The sequence below is a fragment of the Pseudomonas sp. PB120 genome (assembly GCF_009761815.1).
Lineage (GTDB): Bacteria > Pseudomonadota > Gammaproteobacteria > Pseudomonadales > Pseudomonadaceae > Aquipseudomonas.
Map to the genome: position 1 here is coordinate 31,024 of NZ_RWIN01000123.1, position 22,814 is coordinate 53,837.

A 22,814-nucleotide genomic window follows, 5' to 3' on the forward strand; every position below is an offset into this window, starting at 1 on the left:
TTTCAGGTTTTTTTAATAACGGGGGTTTACAGTTAAAAAGAGCCTCCGTATAGTGCGCGCCATCGACGACGGAGACGTTGCCGATACTGCCCAGATGGTGAAATTGGTAGACACGCCAGCTTCAGGTGCTGGTGACCGCAAGGTCGTGGAAGTTCGAGTCTTCTTCTGGGCACCAATTTCGAGCTTGAGATTAGTTCAATTTCAAGGCTCACACAAAAACCCGCGAAAGCGGGTTTTTTGCATTCTAAGCGTCTGATTTATTAAAACTAAATCAGGGGTTTACAGATCAAATAGCTCTCCGTATAGTGCGCCACATCAACAGCGGCAACGCTGAAGATTATGCCCAGATGGTGAAATTGGTAGACACGCCAGCTTCAGGTGCTGGTGACCGCAAGGTCGTGGAAGTTCGAGTCTTCTTCTGGGCACCAATTCAAATTCAAGGTCACGATCTTGAATTTCACAGAAACCCGCGAAAGCGGGTTTTTGCGTTTCTGGCTTCCTGAAATCAACACCTACCCTGTAGGAGCGAGCTTGCTCGCGATGAACTCACAGACGCCGCGTTTACCCAAGTAACCCGCGTCATCGTTCACGCCCATCGCGAGCAAACTCGCTCCTACAGGAGATAGGGCACACCCTTCAAGGCGCATTTGAGAAACAATATCGTTTATCATTGTTGCAAGTTTTTGCAATGCGACAGTGAGGAACCCTGCGAATGACGTTTCGAAATACCCTGCGCCACGGCCTGACCATCACCCTGCTCGGTCTTGCACTCACCACTCCCCTCACCCAGGCTGCCGACCCAGTTTCCCTGACACTCTATAACGGCCAGCACAAGGAAGTCGGCGACGCCATCGCCAAAGCCTTCGAAGCCAAGTCCGGCATTCACGTCAATGTACGTAAAGGCAGCAGCAACCAGCTCGCCAGCCAGATCGTCGAAGAAGGCGACCGCTCTCCGGCCGATGTCATCTACACCGAAGAATCACCGCCGCTGAACAAACTCGGCGAACAAGGCCTGCTGGCCCAGACCGATACCGCCACCCTCGCCGTCCTGCCAAAAGACTACGTGGCCGGCAATGGCACCTGGATCGGCATCACCGCCCGCGTGCGCGTGGTCGCGTACAACCCGAAACTGATCGATGAAAAAGACCTGCCCAAGTCGGTGATGGAATTCTCCGATCCGAAATGGCAAGGCAAGGTCGGCTTCGTACCCACCAGCGGCGCCTTCCAGGAACAAGCCGTGGCAATCATCAAAGTGCACGGCATGGACGCCGCCGAAGAATGGCTGACCGGCTTGCGCGCATTCGGCAAGACCTACAGCAACAACATGGTTGCGCTGAAGGCCGTGGAGAACGGCGAGGTCGCGACTGTGCTGGTGAACAATTACTACTGGTTCGCCCTGCAACGCGAAAAAGGCCAGCTCGATTCGAAACTGCATTACTTCACCGGCAGCGACGTTGGCGGCTTGATCACGGTTTCCAGCGCTGCCGTACTGAAATCCAGTAAACACCCGAAAGAAGCCCAACAATTCCTCGCCTACATGGCCAGCGAAGAAGGTCAGCGCGTGATCACTCAGACCACCGCCGAATACCCACTGCACAAAGGCATGGAATCGGATCGCGGCCTCAAGCCATTCAGCGAACTGCAAGCACCGAACGTCACGCCAGCCGACCTCGGAAACGCTGAAGAAGCTCTGGACCTGGAACGTGACGTTGGCTTGAACTGATGAACGCATCGTTATCCGCCCCTGCCGCGCGTGGAGGTTACGTGCCACGGCGCAAACGGCCGTCGATCTGGCTGTTGTTCCCGGTTTTACTGCTGGTGATGCTCAGCCTGTTGCCGCTGGCATACGTTGGATTGAAAACCTGGCAGGCCGGTTGGGCGCAGGCGCTGCATTTGCTGTGGCGGCCTTATGTGTTCGGACTGCTGCGCAACACGTTGGCGCTGATGGTCGGCGTGACGGTCGCCTGTGGCGTGATCGGCTTGTCGCTGGCGTGGCTGCTTGAGCGCAGCAATCTGCCGGGACGGCGACTGTGGGGCGTGATTCTTTGCCTGCCATTCGCGGTCCCTGCGTTTGTCAGCAGTTTTACCTGGGTGTCACTGAGCGCACATTTTGAAGGGCTGGGCGGGGCCATCCTGGTGATGACCCTGTCCAAATACCCTCTGATCTTTTTGCCCGTGGCAGCCACCCTGCGCAATCTCGATCCATCGCTGGAGGAGTCCGCTCGAACACTTGGACAGAGTCGTTGGGGGGTGTTTTTCAGAATCACGCTGCCGCTGCTCTGGCCATCGCTGCTGGCCGGCTCGCTGCTGATCGCGCTGCACATGCTGGTGGAGTTCGGTGCGTTGTCGATCATCGGCCTGCAAACCTTTACCACGGCGATCTACCAGCAGTTCGAACTGGAGTTCAGTAATGCCAACGCGGCGATGCTGTCTGCGGTGTTGCTGGCAATGTGTCTGGTACTGCTGTGGCTGGAGTTGCGTGTACGCGGCAAGGGCCGGCACGTACGCACCGGCCAAGGTTCGGCGCGTCACGCGGAACAGGTTCAATTGGGGCCTTGGGCAGCGGCCGGCCAGGTGTATTGCCTGATGCTGGCAATCATCGGCAGCGGCATTCCGCTGGGAATGCTGGCGTACTGGCTGGCGGTGGGTTCATCGGCAGCCTTCCCGGTGGCCGCGATCAGCGAGGCCCTGTTTTCGTCACTGGCGCTGTCACTGGGTGGTGCAGCGCTGTGCCTGGTGCTGGCGGTGCCGTTGGGGTTGCTGGTGGTGCGTTACAAGGGCCAACTGGCGATCTGGGCTGAGCGCTTGCCTTATCTGCTGCATGCGCTGCCAGGGCTGGTGATTGCGCTGACCCTGGTGTATTTCGCCCTGCATTACGTGCCGGCGCTGTACCAGACTTCGGCGCTGCTGCTGATTGCTTATGCGTTGCTGTTTCTGCCGTTGGCACAGGCACCGATTCGCACGGCACTGAACAAGGCCGCGCCGCAGCTGGAAGAAGCGGCGCGCACGCTGGGAGCATCGTCTTTCAGCGCCTTTTGCCGGGTGACGCTGCCGATCATTTTCCCGGCATTGGGCGCCGCGTTTGCGCTGGTGTTTCTGGATGCGATGAAGGAGCTGACGGCGACGCTGTTGCTGAGTCCGACCGGGCTGAACACGTTGGCGACGGAAGTCTGGGCGCATACCGCGAATGTTGAGTTTGCGGCGGCGGCACCTTATGCGGCGTTGTTGATTCTGGTGTCGGGTCTACCCGTGTACCTGTTAACAACCCGGATGTATCTGAGCCGTTAAGACTGCCATCGCGAGCAGGCTCGCTCCCACATTGGATTTGAGGCGCTCACAAATTTTGTGTCCACCAACAATCACACTGTGGGAGCGAGCCTGCTCGCGATAGCGTCAGACCAATCAACGCAAAGCTTAAGCCCTGAACTGCCCCAAGCTTGCCTTCAACTGCGCCGCCAAGCCATCCAGCACTTTGCCGCTGGCCGTGGTTTCCACCACCGCCTGAGCCGCCTTCTCAGCCTGTGCATGAATCGTCTGAACCCGACCCCGCACCGCTTGCGCGCCCTGTGCCTGATGCGCCGCCGCCTGGGTCGCCAGGCCTATCGCCGCATGCACTTGCTCGACCGATGCCTGCACCGACTGCTGCAAACGCGCGCTGTCGCGCAGCACCAGCAAACCTTCGTTGGCCTGACGCCCGGCCTGCCCAATCGCTGCCACGGCCTCACGCGCGCCTTGCTGCAAGGCAACAATGTGCGCCTGGATATCGCCAGTGGAGCTCTGTGTCTTGCTCGCCAGCGCCCGGACCTCGTCCGCCACCACGGCAAAACCGCGACCGGTCTCGCCGGCACGCGCCGCTTCAATGGCCGCGTTCAACGCCAGCAGGTTGGTCTGCTCGGCGATCCCGTGGATCACCGTCAATACCACCTCAATCTGTTCACTTTGCTGCGCCAGCCGCTCGATGACTTTAGACCCGGTATCGACCTGCCCGGCCAATGCCTCGATCAGACCGCCGACTTTCGCCGAAGTCCGGGTGTTTTCATCGGTGGCCGAACGAATGTCCACCACTTGCTGCAAGGCTGCCTGCATGGCATGACTTTCAGACTGGGCTTCATCCGCCATTTGCGACAACGCACGCAGGCTCTCGGCCACTTCATCACGCTGCATTCCCGCCGCCGCATCGGCCCCGGCATTGCGCAGGGTCATGGCGCCGATTTCCACGCCGGTACGCTGGGCCACATCACCTGCCTCGCGAACGATCGGCTGCAACTTATCCACAAAGCGATTGACCGCCGAGGCCATGTCGCCGATTTCGTCCTTGCTGTTGATCTGCACGCGCTTGGTCAGGTCGCCTTCACCTGCGGCCAGATCGTCCATGGCATAGATGAGCATTTTCAAGCGGTTGACCACTCGACGCCCCAACACCACTGCGATCAGTAACAGAACCCCCAGGCCAACCAGCGCCAGGCCCATGCCGATGCGCCAGCGCAAGGTCGCCGCCGCTTCCTGCACGGTAGTGGTGGTGTTGGCTTTCATGTCTGCCGCAGTGGACTGCGCTGACTGCAAGCGCGCGCGCATGGCTGTTGCGCTGTCAGCTGCGGCGCCTTTCAGGCTGTCGCCCACCAACTGATCACTGCTGGCGATCAACGCGGAGAAGCGCTTGTCCAGGGCCGCCAGATCGGTTTCCACCGAGGCGGTCGAGACACCCATCAGAACCTTGCCGATCTCCACTCCATTAGGGTTGATCGAGGCTTCGATATAGAACACCGACGGATCGTTCTTCGCCGCGTCCAGCACCTTGTCCAGCGCACGCTCGCCCTGACCTTTTTCCAGAAGCGCCTTGTTGATCGGGTTTTCCCGATTGAGGTAGCGCGTCAGGTGCTGGCCAGTGGCGTCGTCATAGACCACGAACAGGACGTTGGGATTGCGCTGGGCACGGCGAGCGAATTCAGAGAGGGTTGGAACGTCGCTGTCCCACATGGCGCGGGGTGCGACCGAGGCCAGAAGCTGCGCCATATCACTGGCGGAGTCCTTCAGGTCTTTTTCCAGGGTGGCGCGCAACTGCGCCTGCTCTTCCTCCAGACGCGAGGACAAACCGGCCGTGAGCCGCTGGCGCGTACTGGTGGACAGGCTATCGAGGCTCGACGTGACTTCACGCCCCGCCTGCTCCAGCTCGCCAGACAGTTTCTGACTGTCCGCGCCCAAGCGCACACCCAAATCGGCTTCCAGCGCAGTCACCGTGCTCCGGGTCAGAGCAACAGCCACCAGCACCTGCACCAAAAGAGCGATACCAAGGGTAACGAACACAGGCCGCAATAGACGGCTTTGTAACAATGAGAGAACCGCCGACACTTGATATCCCTATGCTTTGACGCCATTAAATTGATGGCACGCCAGAAGGCGTGCTCTTAATGAAGATCACAGCAAAGGTCATGCCGTCTTGCCAGCAGAAACAACAAAGGGCCCTATTAAGGACCCTTTGTGTTACACATCAATGACTTATTAAGCGAACGGATGGCGCAAAACGATGGTTTCGTTACGGTCCGGGCCCGTCGAAATAATGTCGATCGGTGCACCGATCAGCTCTTCAACGCGTTTGATGTAGGCACGCGCATTTGCTGGCAGCTCTTCCAGGGTTTTGGCACCCACGGTCGACTCGGTCCAGCCCGGCACTTCTTCGTACACAGGTTGCAGACCCACGTAGCTGTCAGCGTCAGTCGGGGCAACATCGTTACCTGCGGCATCTTTGTAGCCGACGCAGATGTTGATGGTTTCCAGACCGTCGAGTACGTCCAGCTTGGTCAGGCAGATGCCCGAGATGCTGTTCACATCGATAGCGCGACGCAGGATAACCGCGTCGAACCAGCCGCAACGACGGGCACGGCCAGTCGTCGCACCGAACTCGTGACCTTGCTTGGCCAGGTGAGCACCGACTGCGTCGAACAGTTCAGTCGGGAACGGACCCGAACCTACACGTGTGGTGTAAGCCTTGGTGATGCCCAGGATGTAATCGAGGAACATCGGACCAACACCCGAACCGGTAGCAACGCCGCCAGCGGTAGTGTTGGAGCTGGTCACGTACGGGTAGGTACCGTGGTCGATGTCCAGCAACGAACCTTGGGCGCCTTCAAACATGATGTCTTTGCCGGCGCGACGCAGGTCGTGCAGCTCGGCCGTGACGTCCAGCATCAGCGGCTTAAGCAGCTCAGCGTATTCCTTGCATTCAGCCAGGGTCTTTTCGAACTCGATGGCCGGCTCTTTGTAGTAACCCACCAGCATGAAGTTGTGGTAATCCACCAGTTCACGCAGCTTGTCTTCAAAGCGCGGCATGTTGAGCAGGTCGCCCACACGCAGGCCACGACGCGCGACCTTGTCTTCATAGGCCGGGCCGATGCCGCGACCGGTGGTGCCGATCTTCAGCTCGCCACGGGCCTTTTCACGGGCCTGATCCAGCGCAACGTGGAAGGACAGGATCAGGGGGCAGGACGGGCTGATACGCAGGCGCTCACGCACCGGTACGCCTTTCTCTTCCAGCTTGACGATCTCGCGCAGCAAGGCGTCCGGTGCAACCACCACGCCGTTGCCGATCAGGCACTGCACGCCTTCGCGCAGCACGCCCGACGGAATCAGGTGCAAGACGGTTTTTTCGCCGTCGATCACCAGGGTGTGACCAGCGTTGTGGCCACCCTGGTAGCGCACTACGGCGGCAGCATGTTCGGTCAGCAGATCAACGATCTTGCCTTTGCCCTCATCACCCCATTGGGTGCCCAGGACTACGACATTCTTACCCATAACACTTGTCCTCATTCGCGCAAACTTGGTGCCGGCGGCAGCCGGCAGGAAAACTCAAGAAGCCAGTGGCGATACTTGCCAAAGCCCGTTCTGCTGAATCAATTGCCGGTCGCAGTCCGCTTCACGGGCGGCGGCCAAAGGTTGCCCAGGCAACGCCTGAACGACACGCTGACCCTCACTGCGCAACTGGCAAACCTGCTGCCAGAGTGCCGCATCCGTACTGTCAGGCATCCAGATACCGCCAGACGGTAGCTCGATGTCAGCACGCCCCAGGGTCACCAGGGTTTTCAAATCGGTAGAGAAACCGGTTGCCGGACGGGCGCGACCGAAATCGGCACCGATGTCGTCGTAACGACCGCCCTGAGCGATGGATTGGCCAACACCCGGTACGAACACCGCGAACACCACACCGGTGTGGTAGTGGTAACCGCGCAACTCGCCCAGGTCGAAGTACAACGGCAACTCCGGGAAACGCACGGACAGTCGCTCGGCAATCGCCAGCAGATCGTCCAATGCAGACAGCACGGGGGCCGGTGCATTCGCCAAACGCTCGCGGGCAGCGCTCAGTACTTCGCGACCGCCACACAGATCAACCAACGCTCGCAACATGCCCGACAGATCGGCAGGCAGGCCTTCGGTCAAGGTAATGACCTCGTCGATGGCCTTGCGTTGCAACGCGTCGAACAACTGTTGCTCGACTTCACCGGATAAACCGGCCGCACGGGCCAGGCCACGGTAGATACCGACATGCCCGAGATCCATGTGCACATCCGGCACATCGGCCAGTTGCAGCATGGCCAGCATCAGGCTGATGACTTCCACGTCGCTGCTCGGACTGGCATCACCGTACAACTCGGCGCCCAGTTGAATCGGGCTGCGCGAGGACGACAAGGCACGTGGCTGAGCATGCAGCACACTGCCGGCATAACACAGACGACTCGGGCCTTCGCGACGCAAGGTATGCGCATCGATGCGCGCCACTTGCGGCGTGATGTCCGCACGGAAACCCATCTGCCGACCCGATTGCGGGTCGATGACCTTGAAGGTACGCAGATCGAGATCCGAGCCCGCACCGGTCAACAGGGATTCCAGGTACTCGATATGGGGAGTTACGACAAACTCGTAACCCCAGCTCTGGAACAGATCCAACACCTGACGGCGCGCTACTTCGATACGCGCCGCTTCTGGTGGCAGTACTTCTTCGATGCCATCTGGCAGCAGCCAGCGGTCTACCGTTGCCATTACGCCATTCCCCTATGATCCGGGCAGCAAGCCTGTGGGCGAGCCTTGAGTGAAGCAGAAAATGATCGGTTCGCCGCACAAACCACGCGCAGGAACAACGTGGCGAAAAGCCTGAAACCGGCTTCGCCAACCACTTTCCTCGAAAAACCTGTCGAGTCGTTCGACTCGGGCGACTGCATATAACAGCAATCAAACGTGCAGACGCAAAAAAGCCGGGAATTTCCCGGCTGCCGCATCATACACACGTTTTCCCAAAGGATCACCCCGCCAGAGGCTTTAGCCGCCAGGCGGGGGATGATTCAGGTCAACGCCGTATCAAGGCTTGGCTTTTTCCAGGTAACGGAAGAAGTCGCTGCTCGGGTCCAGGACCATGACGTCGGATTTGTTCGCGAAGCTTTCACGGTAGGCGCGCAGGCTACGGTAGAAACCGTAGAACTCCTGATCCTGACCGTAGGCCTTGGAGTAGATCGCAGCGGCCTGGGCATCACCGTCACCGCGAACCTCTTCAGATTCACGATAGGCTTCAGCCAACAGCACGCGGCGTTGACGATCGGCGTCAGCACGGATGCCTTCTGCCAGCTCGTTACCCTTGGCACGGTGCTCGCGCGCTTCACGCTCACGCTCGGAGCTCATGCGCTCGAACACGCTGCGGTTCACTTCTTTCGGCAGGTCGATGGCCTTGACCCGAACATCGACCACTTCGATGCCCAGCTCTTTTTCCGCCATCTTGTTCAGCGATGCCGTGATATCGGTCATCAGCGCATCGCGCTCACCCGACACCACTTCATGCAGGGTGCGCTTACCGAACTGGTCACGCAGGCCCGATTCCAGACGACGGGATAGACGCTCGTCAGCAATCTGCTTGAGGCCGGATGTCGCAGTGTAGAAGCGCTCGGCATCTTTCACGCGCCACTTGGCGTAGGCATCCACCATCACGGCTTTCTTTTCCAGCGTCAGGAAGCGTTGTGTCGGTGCATCCAGCGTCATCAGGCGTGCGTCGAATTTGCGCACCTGGTTAACGTAAGGCACTTTCACATGCAGGCCAGGCTGAACATCGGTCTGAACCACGCGACCGAACTGCAGCAATACCGCACGCTCGGTCTGAGCCACGATGTAGAAGCAGTTCCAGGCTGCGATGGCCACGACGACGCCGACAATTAGGGCGATCAGCGATTTATTGCTCATCAGCGACTCTCCCTGGTACGTGCTGGCTGTTGCTGCAGATCAGCTGCCGCACGCGCATTCGCTTCATTGCTGCTGGCTGCCGCACCGGTCACCGGAGTGCTGGTGTTGCGACCACTTTCGACCATCTTGTCCAACGGCAGGTAGAGCAGGTTGCTCTGGCCATTCTTGTTGCCGGTCACAAGCACTTTGCTGGTATTGCTGAAGACTTCCTGCATGGTGTCCAAATACAGACGCTCACGGGTCACTTCAGGGGCCTTGCGGTACTCGCTGACCAGTTTTGTGAAACGATCAGCCTCACCCTTGGCGCGCGAGACGGTTTCGTCGCGGTAGCCATTGGCATCCTCGAGGATACGCTGGGCCTGACCACGGGCTTCCGGCACGACGCCGTTGGCGTAGGTTTCAGCCTGGTTGCGCGAACGCTGCTCGTCTTCACGGGCACGGATCACGTCATCGAAGGCTTCCTGCACTTCACGCGGTGCCGCTGCGCTCTGTACGTTGACCTGAGTGACAGTGATACCGGTGCGATAGGTATCCATGAAGCGTTGCAGACGCTCCTTGATTTCGCTGGCCATCAATTCACGACCTTCGGTCAGCACCTGGTCCATCGCGGTGGAACCCACCACATGGCGCAGGGCGCTTTCGGTCGCGTGCTGCAGGCTGATTTCCGGCTGATCGACGCTCAGCACGAAGTCCTGCAGATTGCTGATCTTGTACTGCACGGTCAGCGGCACTTCGACGATGTTCTCGTCTTCAGTCAGCATTTGACCCTGCTTGGTATAGGCACGCTCACGCGTGACGTTTTCCAGGTACTTGCGATCGATCGGCGGGAAATAGATGTTCAGGCCCGGGCCAACGGTTTCGTAGTACTTGCCGAAGCGCAGCACCACGGCTTGCTCCTGCTCGTCGACTACATAGACCGCGCTGTACAGCCACACGGCTGCCAACACGACCAGGCCAATGCCGAGCAAGCCGCCGAAGCCGCCACTCCTGCCTGGACCGCCACCCTCATCACCCCGTTTCTTACCACCACCGAACAACCCGTTCAGGCTTTCCTGCAGCTTTCGGAAGGCCTCGTCGAGATCTGGTGGCCCCTTGCGGTCGCCGTTATTACGGCGCTTGCCACCCCAAGGATCCTGATTATTCGAGTTGCCACCCGGCTCATTCCAAGCCATAGCGCTCTCCATCTGATAAAGCAAAGACGCACCCACGGCGCGCCGACCAATGCTACAGAATGCCTGTCACCACGGCACAACCGCTTTCTCAGGCTTTTATTGCAAAGTGTGTTGCTCGATGAACTCCGTCGGCACAACGCCTTCACGGCTGACCAGTCGATTGAGCTCCGAGCGCGGCAATCGAACGGCCAGCAAGCTGACACCTTCTTCGTCGTATTCTTCTTTCTGTACCGCGCCCAGTTCGAAAAACTGTGCACGCAGACGCGCAAAACGCTGAGGCAAGCGCAACGTTCCGACAAACAATTCACTGCCCAGCAACTCGGCAATGGCTATCTCAAGCAACTCCAGACCCGAGCCATCACGCGCTGACAGCCAGACCCGCTGGGGCTTGCCGTTTTCGTCGCGCTGGATTTGTGGCTCAACGCCTTCAAGCAAATCGAGTTTGTTATAGACCTCGAGGATCGGCAAGTCCTGGGCACCAATCTCGCCCAGCACCACCATCACTTGCTCGATCTGCAACATGCGATCCGGTTCGGCCGCATCGATCACGTGCAGCAGCAGGTCGGAATTGCTCGACTCTTCGAGCGTAGACCGAAATGCCTCGACCAGCTTGTGGGGCAAGTGACGAATGAAACCCACGGTGTCGGCCAGGACAATCGGCCCCAGGTCGTCCAGTTCCAGACGACGCAAGGTCGGGTCCAGCGTGGCGAACAGCTGGTCGGCCGCGTACACGTCGGATTTCGTCACGTTATTGAAGAGCGTGGATTTACCGGCGTTGGTATACCCCACCAGGGACACGGTAGGGATATCCGCACGCGAACGGCCGCGTCGCGACTGCTCCCGCTGGCTGCGCACTTTTTCCAGCCGGCCCTTGATTTGTCGCAGGCGAACCCGCAGCAAACGGCGGTCGGTTTCCAGCTGGGTTTCACCCGGGCCGCGCATGCCGATACCGCCACCCTGACGCTCAAGGTGAGTCCAGCCACGAACCAGGCGGGTGCTCATGTGGTCAAGCTGGGCCAGTTCTACCTGGAGCTTGCCTTCATGGGTGCGGGCGCGTTGGGCAAAAATATCGAGAATCAAACCGGTACGGTCGATCACGCGACACTCGAAAACACGTTCGAGGTTACGTTCCTGACTGGGCGTAAGGGTGTGATTGAAAATGACCAGATCGGCCTTTTCGGCATGGACCAGATCGCGCAGTTCCTCGACCTTGCCGCTGCCAATCAGAAATTTGGCGGTTGGCCGATGACGCGGCACGTTAAAAAACGCAACGGTCTCGGCGCCGGCCGAATTAGCCAATTCCTGAAACTCCTGCGGATCTTCGCGCGCCTCAGGGTCCTGTCCATCCAAGTGAACGAGGATTACTCGCTCACCACCACCGTGGCGCTCAAAGAACAAAGGAGGCTCCTATCAGGCGTTACCTGGCTCAGCGTCACCTGCTTCGGATTCGGTTGCGCTAGGCAGACGAATTGGACGAACCGGCACCACTGTAGAGATAGCGTGTTTGTAGACCATCTGGCTGACGGTGTTTTTCAGCAGGATAACGAACTGGTCGAAAGACTCGATCGTGCCTTGCAGCTTGATACCGTTAACCAGGTAGATGGACACCCCAACTTTCTCTTTACGTAAAGTATTCAAGTAAGGGTCTTGTAGCGAATGCCCTTTTGACATGTGCCGCACTCCTTTAAGGATTCAATATAAAAAATAGGTAAACAAATGGCTTGTGGCCGTCACACCCCCAAGGATAGACGGCAATTGCAAGGACTCAGCTCAATATGGAGATGGTCCCCAAGTATTTCAAGGCGCGTGGCAGATTGTCGCAATCGAGACTGTCCAGCCAGTGCAAATCAGTCCAACTGCGCAGCCAGGTGAACTGGCGCTTTGCCAATTGGCGCGTGGCAATGATTCCACGCTCCTGCATCTCGGCTTGCGTCAGCTTGCCATCCAGGTAATCCCAGACTTGTCGGTAACCTACCGCACGTATCGACGGCAACCCTGAATGCAGGTCACTTCGTTTACGCAGGGCTACGACCTCGTCAATGAATCCCTGTTCCAACATTAAGGTGAATCTTTGTTTAATTCGCTCGTGCAGTACCTGACGATTTGTTGGAGCAATGGCCAAGTTCGCGACAGTATAGGGCAATTGTTGCAGTCCCGAAGCGGCTGCTTCAGTACTTTGCGCAGATTGTTGCAAGCGCAGCGCAGTCATGCTCTGACCGCTGACGCGATAAACTTCCAGTGCTCGACTAAGCCGCTGAGGATCGTTCGGATGAATACGCGCCGCCGATACCGGATCGATGACCGCCAATTGTTCGTGCAGGGCTTGCCAGCCAAGGCGTGCAGCCTCTTCTTCGATCTGTGCGCGAACGTCCGGGTCCGCCGCTGGCATGTCCGCCAGACCTTCGACCAAAGCCTTGTAATAGAGCATTGTGCCGCCGACCAGCAGCGGAATTTTTCCTCGCGCGGTGATCTCGGCCATCGCTTGCAGCGCATCACGGCGAAAATCGGCGGCCGAATAGCTCTCTGCGGGGTCGAGAATATCGATCAGACGGTGCGGAAATTCGGCCAGGATCTCTTTTGAAGGCTTCGCCGTGCCGATGTCCATGCCACGATAGACCAGCGCCGAATCGACGCTGATCAGCTCGCACGGCAACACTTTGGTCAGCTCGATAGCCAGGTCGGTCTTGCCCGCTGCGGTCGGGCCCATCAGGAAAATCGCAGGTGGGAGCTGGCTCATCAACGACCGCGCAGGAAGAGTTTGTCCAGATCGTCCAGGCCCAGTTGGGTCCAGGTCGGTCGGCCATGGTTGCATTGACCGCTGCGCTCGGTGTTTTCCATATCGCGCAGCAGCCCGTTCATTTCCGGCAACGCCAGGCGCCGATTCGCACGAATTGCGCCGTGACAGGCCATGGTGCCGAGCAATTCGTTCAGGTGCGCCTGAATCCGGTCACTGGTGCCATATTCCATCAGGTCCGCAAGCACATCGCCGACCAGGCGGTTGGCTTCAGCCTGCTTGAGCAGTGCCGGAATCTGCCGGATGGCCAGGGTTTCCGGCCCCAGGCGCTGCAATTCAAAGCCCAGGCGCTGGAACCAGGCCGCATGCTCTTCGGCGCAATCGGCTTCACGCTGGCTGACCGCCAGGGACTCTGGCACCAGTAGCGGCTGGCCGCTAAGGCCTTCGCTGGCCATGGCGATTTTCAGGCGTTCGTACATGATCCGCTCGTGCGCGGCATGCATGTCCACCAGCACCAGGCCCTGGGCGTTTTCCGAAAGAATGTAGATGCCTTTGAGTTGCGCCAAGGCGTAACCCAGCGGCGGAATGTCGTCCTGCCCGGCCGGCAACGCGATCGCATTGGCTTCGGGCAGCGGCGCGAAGAATTCACGGTAGGCAGCCTGGGCTTCAGCGGCCGGCACGCCCGACTGAGGTCGCGGCGTGTATTGATACTGATAACCGGCGCCAGCGCCCGAACCTGCCGCCGTATTGAATGACGGCTGTGCTTGAGGCTGTTCCAGCAAGGCATTGGCCGCCAGACGCATTTCGCCCTGGGGGCCAAACTCGCCGGCATCGATTCCGGTCGGCCGGACAATCGCGGTCGCTACAGGCGCCGCCAAATGATCTTCTGGCCGCACATCGCCCAAGGCGCGATGCAAGGTGCCGTAAAGGAAGTCATGAACCATGCGCCCGTCACGAAAGCGGACCTCGTGCTTGGTCGGGTGCACGTTAACGTCGACGCCGGCCGGATCGACCTCAAAAAACAGAACGAACGTCGGGTGCCGACCGTTGAACAGCACGTCGCGATAGGCCTGGCGCACCGCGTGGGCCACCAGTTTGTCGCGCACCGCACGCCCGTTCACAAAGAAATACTGCAAGTCGGCCTGGCTGCGGTTGAACGTCGGCAAACCGACCCAACCCCACAGATGCAGGCCATTGCGCTCGATCTCGATCGGCAGTGCCTGCTCGAGAAACCCCGAACCGCAGATCGCGGCTACACGCCGGGCGCGTGCCGCATCGTCATGGGCTTCGTGCAGGCTGAGGATGGTTTTGCCGTTGTGGCGCAAATGAAACGCCACGTCGAAGCGCGCCAATGCCAGGCGCTTGATCACTTCTTGCAGGTGATCGAATTCGGTTTTTTCGGTCTTGAGGAATTTGCGCCGCGCCGGAGTGTTGAAGAACAGGTCGCGCACTTCCACCGAGGTGCCCACCGGATGGGCCGCTGGTTGCACTCGCGGCGCCATGTCCCGGCCTTCGGTCTCGACCTGCCAGGCCTGATCGGCGTCACGGGTGCGGGAGGTCAGGGTCAGGCGAGCCACGGAACTGATCGAGGCCAGCGCTTCACCGCGAAACCCAAGGCTCATGACCTGCTCGAGGTCTTCCAGGTTGCGAATCTTGCTGGTGGCGTGACGGGCCAGGGCCAACGGCAGGTCATCCGCCGAAATACCGCTGCCATCATCACGCACGCGCAGCAGCTTGACGCCACCCTGCTCGACGTCGACATCGATACGTCTGGCACCGGAGTCGAGGCTGTTTTCCAGCAACTCCTTGATCACCGACGCCGGACGCTCGACCACTTCGCCCGCGGCAATCTGGTTCGCCAGACGCGGGCTGAGCAGTTCGATGCGAGACGCGTTGGTCAGTACCTGGTTCATTCTTTGGCCGCCAGCTCAGTGCCGGGAATGGTCAGGGTCTGACCGATTTTCAGTTCATCGCTTTTCAGGTTGTTGGCACTGCGCAAGGTGGCCGGGGACACCTGGTAGCGCACGGCGATCATCGCCAGGGTCTCGCCCGGGCTGACGCGATGGTCACGCGGGCCCTGGGCAATTTTGCCGGAATCACGCAGCCAGGCGATGTAAGTGCCCGGTGGGGGATTCTGCTGGAAGAACTGGCGAACACCGGCGCTGATCGAACGCGCCAGCGCTTGCTGGTGGCTCGCCGCCGACAGTTTCGAGGCTTCGTTGGAGTTGGAGATGAAGCCGGTTTCCACCAGGATCGACGGAATATCAGGCGATTTCAACACCATGAACCCGGCCTGCTCCACCCGTTGCTTGTGCAACGGCGTCACCCGGCTGATGTTGCTCAAGACCTTTTGCCCGACATCCAGGCTCGACGTCAGGGACGCGGTCATCGACAGGTCGAGCAGCACGCCGGCGAGCATGCGGTCCTTGTCGTCGAGGCTGACGCTGCCGGCACCACCGATCAAGTCGGAACGGTTTTCGCTGTCAGCCAGCCAACGGGCGGTTTCCGAGGTGGCGCCGCGATCGGACAGCGCGAACACCGATGCACCGAAGGCCGCCGCAGACGGCGCGGCGTCGGCGTGGATCGAAACGAACAGGTCAGCGCCTTTCTTGCGGGCGATTTCTGTACGGCCACGCAGCGGAATAAAGTAGTCGCCGGTGCGGGTCAGTTCGGCGCGGTAGCCCTTCATGCCATTGACCTGGCGCTGCAACTCGCGGGCGATGGCCAACACCACGTCTTTCTCATGCTGGCCGCGAGAGCCCGAGGCGCCCGGGTCTTCGCCGCCGTGGCCGGCGTCGATGACGACAACAATGTCGCGCTTGCCGGCCGGTGCCGGCGGCAGTTTGACCGCAGGCTCAACCGGGGTGACCGGCACCGGGGCGACCGTCGCGACGTTGGTCGGCGGCGGGATCGGCGCGGCGTCGGCGGCGTTATCAAACAGGTCGACCACCAGGCGATTGCCGTACTGAGCGTTCGGCGCCAAGGTGAAGCTCTTCGGCGTGACGGCTTTTTTCAGGTCGATGACCACCCGCAGGTCGGTCGGCGTGCGTTGGGCCGAGCGCATGGCGGTGATCGGAGTGTTCGACGTATTGACGTTCAGCGGCGCCCCGAGGGTCGCACCGTTGATGTCGATCACCAGACGGTCCGGGGCGGACAGGGTAAAGACGCTGTGCTGGACGGGGCCTGTCAGGTCAAACACCAGACGTGTGTTGTCCGGCGCCCGCCACAGGCGAACGCTGTTGACCTTTGTCTCGGCCACAGCGTCGACGGTTACCGCCAGAAACAACACCCCTACGGCAGCAACCAACGCGCGAAAGCGCATACCTAACCCCATCATTTATTTGAATTCCAATGCCAAAGCGGCACACCACTGCTCGCCACGCGAGCCTTGGGGCAAAATTTTCAGCGAACGCCCGCTGTCTTGCGGGCTAATGGTAATGGTCAGGTCGGGCTTTGGCAAAAAGCCTGCACCCTTCTGGGGCCATTCAATCAAGCACAATGCATCGTCTTCGAAGTAGTCGCGGATACCGAGGTACTCCAGCTCTTCAGGATCGACCAGTCGATACAGGTCGAAATGAAAGGCGCGCACGTCACCGATCTCGTACGGCTCGACCAGCGTGAAGGTCGGGCTTTTTACCGCACCCACATGCCCCAGCCCGCGGATGATGCCCCGCGACAGCGTGGTTTTCCCCGCTCCGAGATCCCCCTCGAGAAAAATCAGACCGTGCCCTTCGGTGGTTTGTGCGATGCGTGCGCCAAACGCGGTCATCGCCTCTTCATCAGCCAGGTACAGGGTTACTTCAGACACGGTGCTTGCTCCTCCAACAACTGACGAATGGCTGGTATCAGATCACTGGCCGCCAGCCCACGGCCCGATTTACCTTGTTGCGCCCCGGCATTGGCGTGCAGCCAGACGGCCAGGCAGGCCGCGTCGAACGCGTCCATGCCCTGTGCCAGCAAGGCGCCGACCAGACCGGCCAGCACATCCCCCAAACCGGCGGTGGCCATGGCCGGGTGGCCTTGGTGACACAACGCCAGGCGCCCGTCAGGGCTGGCGATCAGGCTGCCGGCGCCTTTTAAAATCACTACAGCTGTATATTTTTTGCTCAATGCGCGAGCGGCCGCCGGTCGATCGGCCTGCACGTCGGCGGTACTCATCCCGAGCAACCGCGCCGCCTCGCCCGGATGCGGCGTGATAACGCAGTCCTTGGGCAAGCTCACCTGCTCTGCTGCGAGCATGTTCAGTGCATCGGCGTCCCAGACTTGCGCAAGCGCCGCATTGGCTGCTGCCGACAACAAACTGCGACCCCAGGAAGCCTGACCCAAGCCTGGACCAACCACCAGCACGGAAACCTTTTGAAGCAGTCCCATTAACTGATTAGCCGACGAAACGCCCAGTACCATGGCTTCGGGGACTCGGGCCAGCGCGGCGGGGACATGTTCGCGACGAGTGGCCACGGACACCATGCCGGCGCCGCTGCGCAACGCACTTTGCGCGCCGAGCAGGATTGCACCGCCAAAACCATGATCGCCACCGATCAGCAGCACATGGCCGAACTTGCCTTTATGGGAAGCAGGCGCACGAGGTGCCAGGCACGGGAGATTGCCGGATGTCAGGCGCAAAGCGCTGCTGGCAGCCGCTTCGAGCAACTGTGTATCAGCGTGCAGATCGTTGAACACCAGCTCACCGACCACGTCCGCCGCATCCCCCGTGAACAACCCCAGTTTCAAACCGATGAAGGTGACAGTCAGGTCTGCTCGCACCGCAACGCCGAGGATACGGCCGGTATCGGCGCACAACCCGGAGGGGATATCCACTGCCGCCACCGGCAGACCGCAGGCATTGATCGCCGCGATTACATTGACGTAGGGCTCACGGACCTCTCCGGTCAGACCGGTACCGAGCAACGCGTCCAGCACGATGCCCCGCAACTCAGTGGTGGCATTCCACCGTTCGATCGGCACTTTCTCGGCTTTGGCCTCGGCACACGCCGACGCAGCGTCACCCTGCAGACGCTGCGGATCACCGACCGCCAGCACCCGCACCGACCAACCGGCCCGTTGCGCCAACACCGCCACCAGATAACCGTCCCCGGCATTGTTGCCATGACCGGCCAACACACTCAATTCGCTCGCCGTCGGCCACTGGCGAACCAATGCCCGCCAGGTCGCCCGCGCCGCACGCTGCATCAATTCGAAGCCCGGCGTGCCCGCCGCAATCAGGCTCGCATCGAGGGCTCGCACTTGCGCGGCGCTGTACAGCGCGTCGGGTAAATCATCTTTAGTGTGCGGCATGCGTCTTCGGGCTCCGATGTCTGGCAGAATTATACGCACCTCAGCTCCGGTTTCTCTCGCCTCATGCCCGCTATTACCACAAACCTGCCCGCCCTCGCCCAATCCATCAAGGACTGGGGCCGCGAGCTGGGCTTCCAGCAAGTCGGCATCAGCGGCCTGGACCTCGCCGAGCATGAACAGCACCTGGAACGCTGGCTCGAAGCCGGCTACCACGGCGAAATGGAGTACATGGGCGCCCACGGCAGCAAACGCTCGCACCCGGAAGAACTCGTCCCCGGGACCTTGCGTGTGGTGTCCCTGCGCATGGACTACCTACCCGGCGATACCCACATGGCGCAATTGCTGGCGCAACCGGAAAAAGCCTACGTCTCGCGTTACGCTTTGGGCCGCGATTACCACAAACTGATCCGCAAGCGCGTGCAACAGCTGGCCGATAAAATTCAGGCCGAGATCGGCCCCTTTGGCTTTCGCGCTTTTGTCGACAGCGCGCCGGTGCTGGAAAAAGCCATCGCCGAGCAGGCCGGTCTTGGCTGGATCGGCAAAAACACGCTGGTCTTGAATCGCAAGGCTGGCAGTTACTTCTTTCTCAGCGAACTGTTTGTCGACCTGCCGCTGCCCGTCGACCCGCCCCACAGCACCGAACATTGCGGCCGCTGCACCGCGTGCCTCGATATCTGCCCGACCAATGCCTTCGTCGGGCCCTACGTGCTGGACGCCAGACGCTGCATTTCCTATCTGACCATCGAATTGAAAAGCGCGATCCCCGAAGAGCTGCGACCGCTGATCGGCAATCGGGTATTCGGTTGCGATGACTGCCAGATCGTCTGCCCGTGGAATCGCTTCGCGCGCCCGTCCAGCGAGAGCGATTTCAAGCCTCGGCATAACCTCGACAATGCCGAACTGGCGGAGCTGTTCCTGTGGGATGAGGACAAATTCCTCAGCAGCACGGAAGGTTCGCCGTTGCGCCGGGCGGGTTACGAGCGCTGGTTGCGTAATTTGGCGGTGGGTTTGGGCAATGCGCCGTCGAGCATTCCGGTGCTGGAGGCGTTGAAGGCACGGCGGGATTATCCGTCGGAGCTGGTTCGAGAACATGTCGAGTGGGCGCTGAAACAACACGGAATCATGTAGCAGCTGCCGCAGGCTGCGTCCGGCTGCGAAGCAGTCGTCGTTCTGTAAACGAGCCCTGCGGCATCGGACGCAGCCTTCGGCAGCTGCTACAGGGGTAATGTTTCAGTCAGGCTTCGTCGTTGTAGACGAACTTCGGCATTTCCCAGTGGAAACGAATCGCCAGCAACCGCAGCAGGAAGCCGCCAAACAGGGTGATCAGAATCGCCTGCTCGCCCGGCAATTGCAGGTAAATGCAAAGCATGTAGCACCACGCCGCCGCGAACGAGACGCTGGCGTAGAGCTCTCGGCGGAAGATGAGCGGGATGTCATTGCAGAAGATGTCTCGCAAGATGCCACCGAAAACCCCGGTGATCACGCCGCTGACCGAAGCCACCAGCATGCCATGACCCATTTCCAGGGCAGTCATGCAGCCGATCAGGGTGAACGCCACCAAGCCCACAGCGTCCAGCACCAGAAACAGCGAGCGCAGGTGGCGCATCCAGCGAGCGGTGAAGACCGTGACCATCGCCGCAATGGATGTCAGCACCAGGTATTCCGGGTGTTTGACCCAGGTCAGCGGGTAATGACCCAGCAGCACATCGCGCACCGAACCGCCGCCGAGCGCCGTGATGCAGGCGATCAACACCACGCCAAACCAGTCCATACCGCGACGACCGGCAGACAAGGCACCGGTCATGGCTTCGGCGGTAATGGCGATCAGGTACAGCATCAGCAACATGGTGGCGATCCTTGCAGAAGGGCGCGCAGTCTAGCCATTTAGTCCTGGCACCAAAAGAGGGCAGGATAAGCACTGCAAATCTGTGGCGAGGGAACTTGTCGGAACGCCGCACCGTCCCGCTGGGCTGCGAAGCGGCCCCAAAACCAGGCGCCTCGTGGCTTCAGATGTACCGTATCGACTGGAATGCGGCTGCTGCGCAGCCGAGCGGGAGCAAGCTCCCTCGCCACATAAGATCTCACCGTGTCCTGTTAGAACTTGATGAAATGCTTGCGGTAATGCTGCAGCTCGGCGATGGATTCGCGGATGTCGTCCAGGGCCAGGTGCGTGCTGCCCTTCTTGAAGCTGTCGCGTACGTCCGGGGCCCAGCGCGCGGCCAACTCCTTGAGGGTCGACACGTCGAGGTTGCGGTAATGGAAGAAGCTTTCCAGGGATTTCATGTGGGTATAGAGGAAGCGGCGGTCCTGGCAGATGCTGTTGCCACAGATCGGCGACTTGCCCTTCGGCACCCATTGCTCCAGGAAGGCGATGGTCTGGGCTTCGGCTTCGGCCATGCTGATGCGGCTGTCGCGAACGCGCTGGGTCAAGCCCGAGCCGCCGTGTTGACGGGTGTTCCACTCGTCCATGCCGGCGAGGATCTCGTCGCTGTGATGGATGGCAATGACCGGGCCTTCGGCCAAGGTGTTCAAGTCACTGTCGGTGACGATTGTCGCCATCTCGATGATGACGTCGGTATCAGGGTTCAGACCGGTCATTTCCAGGTCGATCCAGATCAGATTCTGTGGGTTTTGCATTGTGTCGGCTCCTAGGCAATGGTGCGCAGTTTAGCCTAGGGAAGTGGCTGGGCGTGCTAAACTCGCGGCCGTTTTACCTAATCGCTGCATTCTTGATACGGAACACCCATGGCCAAACGCCAACTCAATCGTCGTCAAAACTGGCGCATCGAAAAGATTCAGGGCGAACGCGCTGCACGCGCCGCCAAACGCGAGTCCTCGGCTGTCGAGGCACTCGAAGGTGGCGACCTGGGCCCGGAACAGACCGGCCTGGTGATCGCGCACTTCGGCGTGCAAGTCGAAGTCGAAGCCCTCGATGGCGATTTGGCTGGCCAGGTATTCCGCTGCCACTTGCGGGCCAACCTGCCGGCGCTGGTGACCGGCGATCAGGTGGTCTGGCGCGCCGGCAACCAGGGTATCGGGGTGATCGTGGCGCAACTGCCGCGCAAAACCGAACTCTGCCGTCCGGACAGCCGTGGCCAGCTCAAGCCGGTGGCCGCCAACGTCGACATGATCGTGATTGTCTTCGCGCCGCTGCCCGAGCCTCACGCCAACCTGATTGACCGTTACTTGGTCGCCGCCGAGCACGCCGGGATTCGTCCACTGCTGCTGCTTAACAAGTTCGACCTGATCGATGAGCAGAACGCTCCGGCGCTGAATGCCTTGCTGGCGGTGTACCGCACGCTGGGCTACCCGGTGCTGGAAGTGTCGGCGCACCACGGCAATGGCATGGAGCAACTTCAGGAACAACTGGACGGGCGCATCAGCGTGTTCGTCGGCCAGTCCGGTGTCGGCAAGTCGTCGCTGGTCAACAGCCTGTTGCCGGAAGTCGAAACCCGTGTCGGCCCGCTGTCCGAGTTGTCCGGCCAGGGCACCCACACCACCACCACCGCACGGTTGTTCCACTTCCCCGGCGGCGGTGAGCTGATCGACTCCCCGGGCATCCGCGAATTCGGCCTGGGCCACGTCAGCCGTGCCGACGTCGAAGCCGGTTTCATCGAGTTCAACGACTTGATCGGCACTTGCCGCTTCCGCGACTGCAAGCACGACCGCGAACCGGGTTGCGCATTGCTCAAGGCCCTCGAAGACGGCCGCGTGCAGCAGCAACGGATGAACAGCTACCGCTCGATCATCGCCAGTTTGCCGGAAACCAGCTACTAAACAGACGCAGCCACCGCCCCGGCATTGACGGGGCGGCGGTTCGTTCGTCGCGTCCGACAAAATACCCCGCCATTTAAACGTCAGACATTTCTGTAAGACCTCCGCCCGCCCACTTGCAGGACGCTTCTCTTTAACCGCGCAGGCCTTGTCGCGGCCTCTCAAGTGCATACATTCGAGCCCTCTTCGCATCCAGGCGAACCCGAGGGACACCCATGCAAACCTACCATTTGTTCATCAGCCATTCGTGGAACTACCCGCTCGCCCACGACAATCTGGTGCGCCTGCTGAGCGCGCAACCCGGCTTCACGTTCAAGAATTTCTCGGTACCGCCCGACAACCCGATTGTCGGCGCACAGACGGATAAACAGCTGGAAGAAGCCATCGAAAACAAGATCCGCCCGTGCTCGGCGGTGCTAATCATGGCCGGCATGTACTCCACGTACAGCAAGTGGATCAACAAGGAGATCGAGATCGCCAAGCGCATGGGCAAGGTGATCATTGCGATCAAGCCGTTCGGTGCAGAGCGAATTTCCACGGTAGTACGCCGCGCGGCCCATGCCGAATGTGCGTGGAACACCACCAGCATCGTCAATGCCATCCGCTTGCACACGGCGGTGTAA

19 protein-coding genes and 2 tRNA genes are annotated in these 22,814 nt (G+C 60.2%); 7 read left to right on the forward strand and 14 right to left on the reverse strand.

The genetic code is table 11. The annotated features are described in order from the left end of the window. The first annotated feature begins 88 nt into the window (after window positions 1-88). The 4 genes from EJA72_RS22770 (at window position 89) to EJA72_RS22785 (ending at window position 3,288) form a co-directional block, all read left to right on the forward strand. A tRNA-Leu gene (locus EJA72_RS22770) sits at window positions 89-175 on the forward strand. A gap of 166 nt (window positions 176-341) precedes the next feature. Next, window positions 342-428 (forward strand) — tRNA-Leu (locus EJA72_RS22775). 284 nt (window positions 429-712) lie between these two features. Then, window positions 713-1,723, forward strand: a complete 1,011-nt coding sequence (locus EJA72_RS22780; protein ID WP_157713916.1) for an iron ABC transporter substrate-binding protein — start codon at window positions 713-715, stop codon at window positions 1,721-1,723. After that, a complete protein-coding gene (locus EJA72_RS22785; protein WP_157713918.1) occupies window positions 1,723-3,288 on the forward strand; it encodes an iron ABC transporter permease in 1,566 nt (521 codons plus the stop codon). The genes EJA72_RS22780 and EJA72_RS22785 overlap by 1 nt, the downstream gene beginning before the upstream one ends. A 126-nt stretch (window positions 3,289-3,414) precedes the next feature. Here EJA72_RS22785 and EJA72_RS22790 read toward each other — a convergent pair whose 3' ends face one another. The 12 genes from EJA72_RS22790 to EJA72_RS22845 all read right to left on the reverse strand — a co-directional run bounded on the left by EJA72_RS22790 (window position 3,415) and on the right by EJA72_RS22845 (window position 18,417). Then, complete coding sequence (locus EJA72_RS22790; protein ID WP_178129533.1) at window positions 3,415-5,349, reverse strand: methyl-accepting chemotaxis protein; 1,935 nt, start codon at window positions 5,347-5,349, stop codon at window positions 3,415-3,417. 150 nt (window positions 5,350-5,499) lie between these two features. Continuing rightward, window positions 5,500-6,789, reverse strand: coding sequence for an adenylosuccinate synthase (locus EJA72_RS22795; RefSeq protein ID WP_157713919.1), 1,290 nt, complete (start codon window positions 6,787-6,789; stop codon window positions 5,500-5,502). Window positions 6,790-6,843: 54 nt separating this feature from the next. Next, window positions 6,844-8,031, reverse strand: a complete 1,188-nt coding sequence (locus EJA72_RS22800) for an ATP phosphoribosyltransferase regulatory subunit (RefSeq protein WP_157713920.1) — start codon at window positions 8,029-8,031, stop codon at window positions 6,844-6,846. 315 nt (window positions 8,032-8,346) lie between these two features. After that, a complete protein-coding gene (gene hflC, locus EJA72_RS22805; protein WP_157713931.1) occupies window positions 8,347-9,216 on the reverse strand; it encodes a protease modulator HflC in 870 nt (289 codons plus the stop codon). After that, window positions 9,216-10,388, reverse strand: coding sequence for an FtsH protease activity modulator HflK (gene hflK, locus EJA72_RS22810; protein ID WP_157713946.1), 1,173 nt, complete (start codon window positions 10,386-10,388; stop codon window positions 9,216-9,218). The genes hflC and hflK overlap by 1 nt, the downstream gene beginning before the upstream one ends. Before the next feature lie 96 nt (window positions 10,389-10,484). After that, window positions 10,485-11,786 (reverse strand): ribosome rescue GTPase HflX, encoded by a 1,302-nt coding sequence (gene hflX, locus EJA72_RS22815; protein ID WP_157713964.1) that lies wholly within the window; start codon window positions 11,784-11,786, stop codon window positions 10,485-10,487. Between the two features lie 12 nt (window positions 11,787-11,798). Further along, window positions 11,799-12,059 (reverse strand): RNA chaperone Hfq, encoded by a 261-nt coding sequence (hfq, locus tag EJA72_RS22820; protein WP_007902656.1) that lies wholly within the window; start codon window positions 12,057-12,059, stop codon window positions 11,799-11,801. 94 nt (window positions 12,060-12,153) lie between these two features. Beyond that, entirely contained in the window at window positions 12,154-13,125 is a 972-nt protein-coding gene (gene miaA / locus EJA72_RS22825; RefSeq protein WP_157713967.1) for a tRNA (adenosine(37)-N6)-dimethylallyltransferase MiaA, read from the reverse strand. Next, the gene (gene mutL / locus EJA72_RS22830) at window positions 13,125-15,023 is read right to left on the reverse strand and encodes a DNA mismatch repair endonuclease MutL (RefSeq protein ID WP_178129535.1); all 1,899 of its coding nucleotides are present in this window, start codon (window positions 15,021-15,023) and stop codon (window positions 13,125-13,127) included. Before mutL ends, miaA begins: the two co-directional genes overlap by 1 nt. A gap of 8 nt (window positions 15,024-15,031) precedes the next feature. Next, complete coding sequence (locus EJA72_RS22835; protein ID WP_157713971.1) at window positions 15,032-16,459, reverse strand: N-acetylmuramoyl-L-alanine amidase; 1,428 nt, start codon at window positions 16,457-16,459, stop codon at window positions 15,032-15,034. Beyond that, a complete protein-coding gene (gene tsaE, locus EJA72_RS22840) occupies window positions 16,460-16,930 on the reverse strand; it encodes a tRNA (adenosine(37)-N6)-threonylcarbamoyltransferase complex ATPase subunit type 1 TsaE (RefSeq protein WP_178129534.1) in 471 nt (156 codons plus the stop codon). Continuing rightward, the gene (locus EJA72_RS22845; protein WP_157713973.1) at window positions 16,918-18,417 is read right to left on the reverse strand and encodes an NAD(P)H-hydrate dehydratase; all 1,500 of its coding nucleotides are present in this window, start codon (window positions 18,415-18,417) and stop codon (window positions 16,918-16,920) included. The genes tsaE and EJA72_RS22845 overlap by 13 nt, the downstream gene beginning before the upstream one ends. 63 nt (window positions 18,418-18,480) lie before the next feature. On the opposite strand from EJA72_RS22845, the gene queG reads away from it, so the two are divergent. After that, window positions 18,481-19,545 carry a tRNA epoxyqueuosine(34) reductase QueG gene (gene queG, locus EJA72_RS22850; RefSeq protein WP_157713975.1) on the forward strand — a complete coding sequence of 355 codons (1,065 nt, stop codon included), beginning with the start codon at window positions 18,481-18,483 and terminating at the stop codon, window positions 19,543-19,545. A 106-nt stretch (window positions 19,546-19,651) separates the two neighbouring features. Here queG and EJA72_RS22855 read toward each other — a convergent pair whose 3' ends face one another. Further along, window positions 19,652-20,263 carry a trimeric intracellular cation channel family protein gene (locus EJA72_RS22855; RefSeq protein ID WP_157713976.1) on the reverse strand — a complete coding sequence of 204 codons (612 nt, stop codon included), beginning with the start codon at window positions 20,261-20,263 and terminating at the stop codon, window positions 19,652-19,654. A 248-nt stretch (window positions 20,264-20,511) separates the two neighbouring features. Then, a complete protein-coding gene (gene orn, locus EJA72_RS22860) occupies window positions 20,512-21,054 on the reverse strand; it encodes an oligoribonuclease (protein ID WP_046056848.1) in 543 nt (180 codons plus the stop codon). 108 nt (window positions 21,055-21,162) lie between these two features. On the opposite strand from orn, the gene rsgA reads away from it, so the two are divergent. Further along, the gene (rsgA, locus tag EJA72_RS22865) at window positions 21,163-22,194 is read left to right on the forward strand and encodes a small ribosomal subunit biogenesis GTPase RsgA (protein WP_123510832.1); all 1,032 of its coding nucleotides are present in this window, start codon (window positions 21,163-21,165) and stop codon (window positions 22,192-22,194) included. 212 nt (window positions 22,195-22,406) lie between these two features. Then, a complete protein-coding gene (locus EJA72_RS22870; RefSeq protein ID WP_157713978.1) occupies window positions 22,407-22,814 on the forward strand; it encodes a TIR domain-containing protein in 408 nt (135 codons plus the stop codon).

Excerpts from the sequence above, each read along its gene's own strand:
- queG (WP_157713975.1), top strand. The coding sequence starts at position 18,481 with ATGCCCGCTATTACCACAAACCTGCCCGCCCTCGCCCAATCCATCAAG.
- EJA72_RS22835 (WP_157713971.1), bottom strand. The coding sequence starts at position 16,459 with ATGATGGGGTTAGGTATGCGCTTTCGCGCGTTGGTTGCTGCCGTAGGG.
- EJA72_RS22795 (WP_157713919.1), bottom strand. The coding sequence starts at position 6,789 with ATGGGTAAGAATGTCGTAGTCCTGGGCACCCAATGGGGTGATGAGGGC.
- hflC (WP_157713931.1), bottom strand. The coding sequence starts at position 9,216 with ATGAGCAATAAATCGCTGATCGCCCTAATTGTCGGCGTCGTCGTGGCC.
- EJA72_RS22780 (WP_157713916.1), top strand. The coding sequence starts at position 713 with ATGACGTTTCGAAATACCCTGCGCCACGGCCTGACCATCACCCTGCTC.
- hflK (WP_157713946.1), bottom strand. The coding sequence starts at position 10,388 with ATGGCTTGGAATGAGCCGGGTGGCAACTCGAATAATCAGGATCCTTGG.
- EJA72_RS22870 (WP_157713978.1), top strand. The coding sequence starts at position 22,407 with ATGCAAACCTACCATTTGTTCATCAGCCATTCGTGGAACTACCCGCTC.
- miaA (WP_157713967.1), bottom strand. The coding sequence starts at position 13,125 with ATGAGCCAGCTCCCACCTGCGATTTTCCTGATGGGCCCGACCGCAGCG.
- EJA72_RS22785 (WP_157713918.1), top strand. The coding sequence starts at position 1,723 with ATGAACGCATCGTTATCCGCCCCTGCCGCGCGTGGAGGTTACGTGCCA.
- EJA72_RS22800 (WP_157713920.1), bottom strand. The coding sequence starts at position 8,031 with ATGGCAACGGTAGACCGCTGGCTGCTGCCAGATGGCATCGAAGAAGTA.
- EJA72_RS22855 (WP_157713976.1), bottom strand. The coding sequence starts at position 20,263 with ATGTTGCTGATGCTGTACCTGATCGCCATTACCGCCGAAGCCATGACC.
- orn (WP_046056848.1), bottom strand. The coding sequence starts at position 21,054 with ATGCAAAACCCACAGAATCTGATCTGGATCGACCTGGAAATGACCGGT.
- rsgA (WP_123510832.1), top strand. The coding sequence starts at position 21,163 with ATGGCCAAACGCCAACTCAATCGTCGTCAAAACTGGCGCATCGAAAAG.
- EJA72_RS22845 (WP_157713973.1), bottom strand. The coding sequence starts at position 18,417 with ATGCCGCACACTAAAGATGATTTACCCGACGCGCTGTACAGCGCCGCG.
- hfq (WP_007902656.1), bottom strand. The coding sequence starts at position 12,059 with ATGTCAAAAGGGCATTCGCTACAAGACCCTTACTTGAATACTTTACGT.